The organism is Maribacter sp., from assembly GCF_039968975.1.
Classification (GTDB): Bacteria; Bacteroidota; Bacteroidia; order Flavobacteriales; family Flavobacteriaceae; genus Maribacter.
The window spans coordinates 1-10,133 of the sequence record NZ_JBDVOT010000278.1 but is presented as its reverse complement, the minus strand read 5'-3'; the positions used below and the strand labels follow the sequence as shown (position 1 = coordinate 10,133).

The window sequence follows — 10,133 nt, the reverse complement described above, 5'->3', positions numbered from 1 at the left end:
GACTTTTAAACTTATTCTGGCATCACTACTGCATCTATCGCATGAATTACACCATTGCTAGCAGCTACATCTGCCATAACTACGGTTGCCATATTTCCTTTTTCATCTTTCAACATTACCTTGTCGCCGCTCAGTGATAATGTGATTGTTCCTCCTTGTACTGTTTTTACTGAAAACATACCATCATTGTCATTGATTGCCTTAATAACATCTGCAGCCATGAACTTACCGGCTACTACATGGTAAGTTAAAATACCCGTTAATGCATCCTTACTTTCTGGCTTTAATAACGTATCAACCGTACCAGCTGGTAATGCTTCAAAAGCTGTATTTACCGGCGCAAATACTGTAAACGGACCTTCACTACTCAACGCTTCTGCTAAATCAGCCGCTTTTACTGCAGCTACTAAGGTTGTAAAATTGTCATTTCCCGCTGCAACACCTACAATAGTTTCTGACTGAGCAGAGATGTTCGTTACAAATAATGTAATTGCACTTAATAATGTAATTTTTAAAATTTTCATAGTTCTTTTTTTTTTAGATTTCTGTAAAAGTATAACGGAACCACGAGCAATAGTCTTAAATTTTGTTTAAAGTTTTAATTTATTTATTAAACAAAATACAATGTGCTGTATATCAATTATTTGAAGGTGAAAAAATATGGGGTAGAATTTACTTTACCCTGCTATTTACCATTTAAAAGTTTTAGAAGCCACATAAAACGGACAACATAAATTACCTGTATAACTCTAATAAAAAAATCCATTAACCAATTTATATTGGTTAATGGATTTATAAATAAATTATATATATTTAGTTTAGTTTGCTACTTCACTAATGAATTTTAATCTATACAATCGTAGCTCTTCTTCTTCATACTCGCCATCAAATTCGCTCATTGCCTCTTCTAAATCATCTGATTCGGATTCCAAGAAATACTCATGAATTTCTTCTTGTTGATCTTCATCTAGAATATCATCGATCCAATAATTCAGGTTTAACTTGGTACCACTGTAGACTATTTGTTCCATTTCTTTAATAAGGTCAGGAATTTCCAAGCCTTTAGAAGAAGCAATATCAGTCAATGGTAATTTTCTATCCACATTCTGTATTACATATAATTTCAACGCAGAATTTGCTCCTGTACTTTTAACTACAAGGTCATCTGGTCTAATAATTTCATTTTCTTCAACATAGGTACTAATAAATGCAATGAACGGCTTACCATACTTTTTTGCCTTACCCTCACCTACACCATGAACATTTAGCAGCTCTTCATGCGATATAGGATATTTCAATGCCATATCTTCTAATGAAGGATCTTGAAAAACTACAAATGGCGGAACACCTATATTCGTAGCCTGTGCTTTTCGTAAGTCCTTTAACTGCTTCAGTAATTTCTCATCTGCTATACCACCAGATTTAGCGGCACCAACAATAGCATTGTCATTTTCGGCATTATAAACGTGATCTTTGGTCATCATAAAAGATGAAGGATTCGCTAAAAACTCCTTACCATTATCAGTTACATGTAATACGCCATATTGTTCTATCTCTTTTCTTAGCAATCCGGCAACCAAAGTCTGACGAATAAGTGCCATCCAATAGCTTTTATCTTTATCGGAACCAATTCCAAAAAACTCTTTTTCATTGGTTTTATGCGAAGAAATTATTGCATTGGTTTTACCGCGCAATGCATTTACGATCTCTTTAGATTTAAACTTTTCGCTTGTACCGGTCACTACCTTAAGTAACTTTTCAACGTTGTCTTTCGCTTCTTCTTTCTCTTTCGGGTTACGGGTATTATCATCCATTTCGGCACCTTCACCGTTAACGTCGTCAAATTCCTCTCCAAAATAATGAAGCATAAACTTACGTCTAGACATTGAGGTTTCTGCATACGCTACCACCTCTTGCAATAAAGCATTTCCTATTTCTTGTTCAGCTACCGGTTTACCAGACATGAACTTCTCTAACTTTTCAATATCCTTATAAGAGTAATAGGCTAAACAATGACCTTCACCACCATCACGACCAGCTCTACCGGTTTCTTGATAGTAACTTTCAATACTTTTTGGAATATCATGATGAATTACAAAACGTACATCTGGTTTATCGATACCCATACCAAAGGCAATGGTTGCAACTACCACATCTACATCTTCCATCAAGAACATATCTTGATATTTTGATCTTGTCTTAGCGTCAAAACCTGCATGGTATGGTACGGCACTTACCCCGTTTACCTGTAATACTTGAGCTAATTCCTCTACCTTTTTACGGCTAAGGCAGTATATAATTCCTGATTTACCAGAATTTTGTTTCACGAAACGGATAATATCCGCTTCAATATTTTCTGTTTTGGTACGTACTTCGTAGAATAGATTAGGTCGGTTAAAAGACGCCTTAAAAAGCTTGGCTCCACCTATACCTAAATTCTTAATAATATCTTCTTGAACCTTAGGCGTTGCAGTAGCTGTAAGCCCAATAATAGGAATATCATCTCCTAAACGTGCCACTATAGATTTCAAATTTCTATACTCAGGTCTAAAATCATGACCCCATTCTGAAATACAATGCGCTTCATCTACCGCTACAAAAGAAACTTTGACCGAGCGTAAAAATTCTACATTCTCTTCTTTTGTCAAAGATTCTGGAGCAACATACAACAGTTTAGTTACACCATCTGTTATATCTTGTTTCACCTGTTTTATTTCCCCTTTATTCAATGAGGAATTTAATACATGGGCAATTCCTATTTCAGAAGAAACACCACGTATGGCATCTACCTGATTCTTCATTAAAGCGATCAACGGAGAAACGATAATTGCCGTACCCTCTTGCATAAGGGCAGGTAATTGGTAACACATAGATTTACCACCACCTGTAGGCATGATCACAAACGTATTATTCTGTTTTAAAACATTTTTAATTACTTCTTCTTGAAGTCCTTTAAACTGAGAAAAACCAAAATACTTTTTTAATGAGGAATGTAAATCGATATTGTCAAATTCTTTACTGTCTGTCACATTTTACATTTAAGGGGACACTACTTACTTTAAATTTTATAAGCGAACAAAAATACAAATTGCCTAGCTAGGCGTTTCTAAATTATTATGCGATAATCGGCATTTAAAATTAAGTTTGTTTAATTTTGTCATCTTAAAGATAATACATTCTTTTAGGAATACAATCCATAATTTGAATAATAGATTGATTGCAACGGACACCATTATTGGCTTAGCGAGAAAAACCATTGAAACTGAGCGTGATGCTATAGCACAACTTTCCTCACTTTTAACCGATGATTTTGCTAGTATAGTAAACTGCATTATTGAAGCAAAAGGACGCGTTATAATTTCAGGTATTGGAAAGAGCGCAATCATTGCCACCAAAATTGTAGCTACCCTGAATTCTACGGGTACTCCCGCAATTTTTATGCATGCTGGAGATGCCATACATGGAGACTTAGGAACCGTGCAAGATAATGACGTTGTTATCTGTATTTCTAATAGCGGAAATACACCAGAAATAAAGATGCTGGTACCGCTCATAAAAAGAGGTTCTAATAAGCTAATTGCCATGACAGGGAACACTGATTCTTTTTTGGCAAAACAAGCAGATTTTATTCTAAATACACATGTTGAGAAGGAAGCTTGCCCTAACGGACTAGCTCCTACAACAAGTACTACAGCTCAATTAGTTATGGGAGATGCCCTGGCAATTGTGCTTTTAGAAATCAAAGGTTTTAGTAGTTCAGATTTTGCAAAATATCACCCAGGCGGATCCTTAGGTAAGAGATTATATTTAAGAGTTGCAGATTTGGTCAGCAAAAATCAAGTGCCACAAGTTCAAAAAAGCGAAGAGGTCAAAAAAGTAATTGTTGAAATCTCTAAAAAAATGTTGGGCGTTACTGCAGTACTTGATGGCGAAAAAGTTGTAGGTATTGTAACCGATGGCGATATTAGACGCATGTTAAATAAACATGACAACATAAAAGGGTTGACCGCTGAAGATATCATGACTAAAAACCCTAAAACCATACCTGCAAATACTTTAGCTATTAAAGCTTTGGAGCATATGCAAAAAAAGGGAATATCACAATTGTTAGCCATGGATGAAGATACGTACGTTGGCGTTATCCATTTACATAATTTAATTAACGAAGGTATTTTATAATGAGTTCCAAAACTACCACGCCACCAAACGAAATGTCTTTTCTTGACCATTTAGAAGAATTAAGATGGCATTTAATCAGATCCGTATTGGCTGTTGTCATCATTGGAAGTGTTGCCTTTTTAATGAAAGGTTTCATATTTGACACAATTATTTTCGGACCAAAGAACATGAATTTCCCCACGTATCGCTTCTTTTGTGATGTTGCTACTTGGTTAAATAAAGTTCAATCTTTTACGGTAATAGATTCTTCTTTCTGTGCCGATGAATTTCCGTTTACCATTCAAAGTCGTGAAATGGGCGGACAGTTTTCTGCCCACATATGGACCTCTATTTGGGCAGGTGTTATTCTTGGATTTCCCTATATTTTATATGAAATGTGGAAATTCATTAGTCCCGGGCTACATGCGAACGAACGTAAAAACTCTCGCGGATTTATCTTAATTGCCTCTATTTTATTTTTTATAGGAGTATTATTTGGGTATTACATAGTAGCACCGCTTTCTATCAATTTCTTAGGATCATACGTTGTAAGTGATTCTGTTCTGAACGAGTTCGATTTAGATTCTTACATTGGTACATTAAAAATTTCAGTACTTGCTTGTGGTATTTTATTTGAATTACCTATCATCATTTTCTTTTTGACCAAAGTTGGTTTGGTAACGCCAGAATTGATGAAGAAGTACCGTAAAATTGCCTTGGTAGTTGTTTTAATACTTTCTGCGGTAATTACACCTCCAGACGTTACAAGCCAGATTATAGTTGCTATACCGGTCATTGTATTATACCAGATAAGTATATTTATTTCTGCGATGGTATTGAGAAAAGAAAGAAAAAAAGCTGAAAAAGAAAAAAAAGCAAATAGAAATGTCAAATCAAATTGAAGAATTTAATGCCTATCGTTCTAAGATGAACGATAAGTTACTGGCTGATAATAATAAAGTAGTAAAACGTATATTTAATTTAGACACCAATGCATTTGCCGCAGGTGCTTTAGACGTTAAGACCAAAGAATTATTGGGTCTTGTAGCATCTACCGTATTGCGTTGCGACGATTGTGTAAAATATCATTTAGAGAGTTCATATAATGAGGGCGTTTCTAAAGAAGAGGTCATGGAGACGTTGAGTATAGCTACCTTAGTGGGCGGTACCATTGTAATTCCGCATTTACGAAAAGCGTATGAATATTGGGAAGAATTAGAAAACCAACAAGGTTAAAAAATCGCCAATTACTTTTCTAAAAGACCAATAACCAATAGATTTGAAAACATGAAGTTACGTGCCGACAATATAATGAAGTCCTACAGAGGCCGTAGGGTGGTTAAAGGAATTTCCCTTGAGGTAAACCAAGGTGAAATTGTAGGGTTATTGGGACCTAACGGTGCCGGTAAGACCACTTCTTTTTATATGATCGTTGGGCTTGTAAAACCCAATGGCGGTAGCATCTACTTAGATGACATGGAGATTACCAAATTCCCCATGTACAAAAGAGCGCAAAACGGTATTGGTTACCTAGCACAAGAAGCATCTGTCTTTAGAAAATTAAGTATCGAAAAAAATATTTTAAGTGTCCTTCAATTGACCAAGTTGAGCAAAAAAGAGCAACACATGAAAATGGAATCTCTTATTGAAGAGTTTGGTTTAGGTCATATTCGTAAAAGTCGTGGCGACTTATTATCTGGTGGTGAGCGAAGAAGAACAGAAATTGCACGTGCTTTGGCTACCGACCCAAAATTTATTCTTCTTGATGAACCTTTTGCAGGGGTTGATCCCGTGGCTGTAGAGGATATACAGCGTATTGTAGCACAGTTAAAAGATAAAAACATTGGTATACTCATTACCGACCATAACGTTCAAGAAACGCTTGCTATTACAGAACGTTCTTACTTAATGTTTGAAGGTGGTATTTTAAAGTCAGGAGAACCAGAAGAACTGGCTGCGGATGAAATGGTAAGAAAGGTATATTTAGGTCAGAATTTTGAGTTACGTAAAAAGAAACTTGATTTTTAAATACTATAAATCTAGCCCACCTCTTTATATTTTTTAAGATTATACAATCCCCAACCGAAGAACAATAGTTCAAGAAACAGGGCTGGTGTAAATAATGGCGATACTCCATCCACAGCGGTACTTACTATTCTACCAAAACTTATACCACCCATAAAGAGCATATTACATAGGGTTGCAGCATACCAAAGATTCGCTTTAAAAGAGCCTAAAATCCAGAATAGCCCTACTCCCATATAAATACCCATTACAGCACGGAGCATATTCTTTAATTCTAAATCTACTACTTCAAAACCTAAGAGTTCTGGCATAACATAAGCAGGATGCCCCCCATAGACCACACCGGCTATGATAACGATAATTCCCGATAGAAGTAGATTAAGATTTTTTGTCGTTGTCATTGAATGGTCTACCATAAAGTTGAAAATATCTAAATGCCGCTATTCCACCGATAAAAGAAAATATTGCTAGCATCCAAAATACATGTTGATGCCCTTTTAACCCAGGCGATGCATCTAATAAATACCCCATTGCCGGTCCAGCAAAAATATCTGGAGTATAGCCTATTAATGAAATTAGGCCAACTGCAGTACCGGTAAGTACTAACGGAATTTTACCGCTTTGCATCACCGCAAAATATAGAGATCGTATGGCATACACCCCTAATGCCACAATCATAATGGAGAATAGGAATATAAAATAAGAAACATCTGAAACAACTCCTGAGGCAAAAATCAACGAGCCAATTAGCGCTATTATAAAACCTAATAACAAAAATAAACTTGGTCTAGAGCGATCTGCAATGACTCCTATAAAAACACCTACTATAGGTCTTGCAAATAATAAAAACGTACCTACTTCTGCAGACTCTACCTCATTATATAACATGACGTCTTGTGCATAAAGAGAAAATATATCGGTGATTTTATACCCTACATAGGCGCACAGAATTATAATCATTAGAAGTAAAACAGAAGGTAAACGAAGTACTTCTTTAATTTGTGCAACCGTAATTCTTTCAAGAACAATATCCTTTTCTAGACTTTCTGGTAATCGCATAAAAAACCAAACTAGAACGCCTACAATAGAAACTATACCAGACGAAGTCAATATCACATATCTAAATGCAAACCTACTTTCTTCTAAAGTGGCAACCTCTAAATCTGCAGACATAAAATGAGAAAAGACAAGTACACCCAATGTTCCAAATAAGGCACCTACCAGCCCCCTACCGCCATCTAGAAACCCAAAAGCCTTGCCTTGAGAGCTTTGACCACCCCATACTCTTGTAGCTTTAATCATAGGTGACCAAAAAAGAAATATAGTCGTAAATCCCCAGAAACCGTAAAGTATTTGCAGTGTGAAATAATCGGGGAAAGTGGAAAATACCAATCCACCTAATGCGGTCATCCAAAGGGCTATGGCAATTAATTTTCGGGGTTGAAATTTATCGGCTAAAGGACCACCTAATAGGTAAGAAACCAAAGCAACAAATCCATAAACGGAAAAGCAGAGTCCAAGTGAAACATTATCAAGCTCAAAAACTTTTAAGACTGTTGGTCTAAAAACACGTTGCAATACAAAAGGTAAAATAAAGACGCTCTCCCCTGCTAAAATTAGTAACAACAGATAATACCAAGGCGCTTTTTCGGGGTTTTTCATTTTGCTTTTATAGGAATCCAAACTTCTTCTTCTGAATCTGGATCGTTGTTTTTGTATTTGGCACCCAGCACTTCAAAATGCGGACGGTCATCTAAATTATAATCAGACTTAGGAATCCATTCTCCATAAATATATTGAAAAAATGTCTGCGCGTTTTGCGCGGTTCCTTTATAATTGAATACAGCATACAAACCACCTTTTAAAACTAGGCTATTCATTTCTTCAGGAACAGCACCAAAATCTTCAACCTCAACACAAGCCCATTTTATATACTTTTTAACGGGAGAAAACTCCTGAAAATAGTCCAAAGGATATACTTGAAGAGAGATAAAATCATCAGACGACCTATTGGTGATTTCCTTACTTCTTTGCCTAAAAGCTTTCCAAAGTTCTGGTGTTTTATTATCCATTAAACTCATTTCTTGAGAAAGACCTACAAGTTTATTACTTTGTAAATCAATAATTTTAGGTATCATAATATCTATTTTAATTAAAGAACCAATAGTCCGTGGTCACGTAAACCTGTTACTTGTTTAGAATACCAAAACAGTTCAAAATCTTCTAACTGAGATTCATAGTCTTTTTTTAATTGACCGTAACTTAAGGGTTTATTCTTAGGTTTTAATTGTTCTAGCATAGACAACAACCATTCTCCTTTATCCTTTTCTACTGTTATCTCATACAAATAAGTATTGGTATGAAAACCCAGTTCTAGTTGCTGCCAAGTCATACCTTTTTTCTTCTTAACACGTTCATTTGCCAATGGCATAGGACCAATCCATGCAATTTTTGCGGTTGACTTTGTGCTCAACACCAACTCTTGTTGTAGGCAATTGTATATATAGTCTGCGGATATCGTTGAAGAAGGAATCTTAAAATCGAACCATTCTTGCAAACTCATATCAAAACCGATACCGTGCATAAAATTGAAGAGCGATTTCTTTAATCCGAAGCTGAACTTACTATGATCAACTCCCGTTTTATCTTTGAAATCAATATCGTTGTTTGCAAAGGTGATATCTTTTAAATCTGGCATTACTCCGTATTCCTCAGGTTGTAACCCAACCGGACTGTGAGCCGTTAATGCGAATTGATGCCAAAACCCAGATTGTATGATTCCCAACTCAAACAACTGGCGTACCATTTCTAAACTGTCAACCGTTTCTTGCACAGTCTGTGTTGGGTAACCGTACATTAAGTACGAATGCACCATGATATTAGCTTCGGTAAAATTTCGCGTTACCTGTGCAACTTGTTCTACCGTTACGCCTTTATCTATCAGTTTTAGCAATCGGTCTGATGCTACTTCCAATCCGCCAGAAACCGCAATACAGCCTGATGCCTTTAATAAGAAACATAAGTCTTGCGTGAAGTTTTTCTCGAAACGAATATTTGTCCACCACGTAATGGTTAAATTTCTTTTCAAAACTTCTAGGGCAAATGCCTTCATTAATGATGGCGGTGCAGCTTCATCTACAAAATGAAATCCGGATTCACCTGTTTGTTCCATCAACGTTTCTACACGGTCAACCAATAAACTAGCAACTACAGGTTCGTATATTTTTATGTAATCTAATGATATATCGCAAAAAGTACACTTGCCCCAATAACAACCATGAGCCATGGTGAGTTTGTTCCAACGACCATCACTCCACAAGCTATGCATTGGGTTGGCAATTTCAATGACAGAAATGTAGTTGGTTAATTGCAGATCCGCATAATCTGGGGTACCAACATCTTGCTGTTTATAATCTGTTCTAAGACTATCATTCTTGTAAACAACTTTACTATCCTCTAAGATAAAAGCACGTTTTAACTCCCCTTCCCCATTCACAACATACTGATGCACTAATTCTAAGGGAAGCTCACCATCGTCAAGGGTAATAAAATCAAAGAATTCAAAGACACGAACATCTGTAAGACTTCGTAGTTCCGTATTTGGAAATCCGCCACCCATGGCAATTTTCACCTCAGGGTAATTAGCCTTTATAAATTGGGAACAGCGAAAAGCACTATATAAATTACCAGGAAAAGGCACTGAAAAACACACCAATTTAGGTTGTACTCTTTCTAGTTGTTCTTTTAAAATCTCTAGTGTTAATTCATCAATAAACGTAGGTTCTTCATTCAAGTGATCATACAATTCATCAAATGAATTTGCACTACGACCAAGTCTTTCTGCATATCTACTAAACCCAAAATTAGGATCAATACATTCTACTATAAAATCTGACAAATCTTCAAGATACAAAGTTGCCAAATGCTTGGCTTTATCTTGCATACCCATA

10 protein-coding genes are annotated in these 10,133 nt (G+C 36.0%); 4 read left to right on the top strand and 6 right to left on the bottom strand.

Going from position 1 to position 10,133, the window contains the following annotated elements; translation table 11 throughout:
• Positions 1 to 11 precede the first annotated feature (11 nt).
• Together ABJI11_RS18730 and ABJI11_RS18725 are read right to left on the bottom strand one after the other, a co-directional pair.
• A complete protein-coding gene (locus ABJI11_RS18730; protein WP_348355855.1) occupies positions 12 to 524 on the bottom strand; it encodes a fasciclin domain-containing protein in 513 nt (170 codons plus the stop codon).
• A gap of 294 nt (positions 525 to 818) precedes the next feature.
• Entirely contained in the window at positions 819 to 3,029 is a 2,211-nt protein-coding gene (locus ABJI11_RS18725; protein WP_348355852.1) for a RecQ family ATP-dependent DNA helicase, read from the bottom strand.
• Between the two features lie 172 nt (positions 3,030 to 3,201).
• On the opposite strand from ABJI11_RS18725, the gene ABJI11_RS18720 reads away from it, so the two are divergent.
• The 4 genes from ABJI11_RS18720 to lptB are packed head-to-tail and all read left to right on the top strand — an operon-like array spanning position 3,202 to position 6,186.
• The gene (locus ABJI11_RS18720; RefSeq protein WP_276492411.1) at positions 3,202 to 4,179 is read left to right on the top strand and encodes a KpsF/GutQ family sugar-phosphate isomerase; all 978 of its coding nucleotides are present in this window, start codon (positions 3,202 to 3,204) and stop codon (positions 4,177 to 4,179) included.
• Positions 4,179 to 5,060 carry a twin-arginine translocase subunit TatC gene (tatC, locus tag ABJI11_RS18715; RefSeq protein ID WP_348355849.1) on the top strand — a complete coding sequence of 294 codons (882 nt, stop codon included), beginning with the start codon at positions 4,179 to 4,181 and terminating at the stop codon, positions 5,058 to 5,060. Before ABJI11_RS18720 ends, tatC begins: the two co-directional genes overlap by 1 nt.
• Positions 5,044 to 5,394: a carboxymuconolactone decarboxylase family protein gene (locus ABJI11_RS18710; protein ID WP_276492409.1), complete on the top strand. Its 351-nt coding sequence runs from the start codon at positions 5,044 to 5,046 to the stop codon at positions 5,392 to 5,394. Before tatC ends, ABJI11_RS18710 begins: the two co-directional genes overlap by 17 nt.
• Positions 5,395 to 5,445: 51 nt before the next feature.
• Positions 5,446 to 6,186 (top strand): LPS export ABC transporter ATP-binding protein, encoded by a 741-nt coding sequence (lptB, locus tag ABJI11_RS18705; RefSeq protein WP_036153061.1) that lies wholly within the window; start codon positions 5,446 to 5,448, stop codon positions 6,184 to 6,186.
• Between the two features lie 11 nt (positions 6,187 to 6,197).
• Here the strand turns inward: lptB and ABJI11_RS18700 are convergent, their stop codons facing one another.
• The 4 genes from ABJI11_RS18700 to ABJI11_RS18685 form a co-directional block, all read right to left on the bottom strand.
• On the bottom strand, positions 6,198 to 6,584 hold the full coding sequence (locus ABJI11_RS18700; RefSeq protein WP_348355845.1) for a DUF4345 domain-containing protein: 387 nt from the start codon (positions 6,582 to 6,584) through the stop codon (positions 6,198 to 6,200).
• Positions 6,562 to 7,845, bottom strand: coding sequence for an MFS transporter (locus tag ABJI11_RS18695; protein ID WP_348355842.1), 1,284 nt, complete (start codon positions 7,843 to 7,845; stop codon positions 6,562 to 6,564). Before ABJI11_RS18695 ends, ABJI11_RS18700 begins: the two co-directional genes overlap by 23 nt.
• Entirely contained in the window at positions 7,842 to 8,321 is a 480-nt protein-coding gene (locus tag ABJI11_RS18690) for a GyrI-like domain-containing protein (RefSeq protein ID WP_348355840.1), read from the bottom strand. The genes ABJI11_RS18695 and ABJI11_RS18690 overlap by 4 nt, the downstream gene beginning before the upstream one ends.
• 14 nt (positions 8,322 to 8,335) lie before the next feature.
• The coding region (locus tag ABJI11_RS18685) for a B12-binding domain-containing radical SAM protein (protein ID WP_348355837.1) at positions 8,336 to 10,133 on the bottom strand (1,798 nt) is incomplete at its 5' end.

What these genes read in the sequence shown, in the direction of transcription:
- ABJI11_RS18700 (WP_348355845.1), bottom strand. Translation starts at nt 6,584, where the DNA reads ATGACAACGACAAAAAATCTTAATCTACTTCTATCGGGAATTATCGTT.
- ABJI11_RS18690 (WP_348355840.1), bottom strand. Translation starts at nt 8,321, where the DNA reads ATGATACCTAAAATTATTGATTTACAAAGTAATAAACTTGTAGGTCTT.
- tatC (WP_348355849.1), top strand. Translation starts at nt 4,179, where the DNA reads ATGAGTTCCAAAACTACCACGCCACCAAACGAAATGTCTTTTCTTGAC.
- ABJI11_RS18710 (WP_276492409.1), top strand. Translation starts at nt 5,044, where the DNA reads ATGTCAAATCAAATTGAAGAATTTAATGCCTATCGTTCTAAGATGAAC.
- ABJI11_RS18695 (WP_348355842.1), bottom strand. Translation starts at nt 7,845, where the DNA reads ATGAAAAACCCCGAAAAAGCGCCTTGGTATTATCTGTTGTTACTAATT.
- ABJI11_RS18730 (WP_348355855.1), bottom strand. Translation starts at nt 524, where the DNA reads ATGAAAATTTTAAAAATTACATTATTAAGTGCAATTACATTATTTGTA.
- lptB (WP_036153061.1), top strand. Translation starts at nt 5,446, where the DNA reads ATGAAGTTACGTGCCGACAATATAATGAAGTCCTACAGAGGCCGTAGG.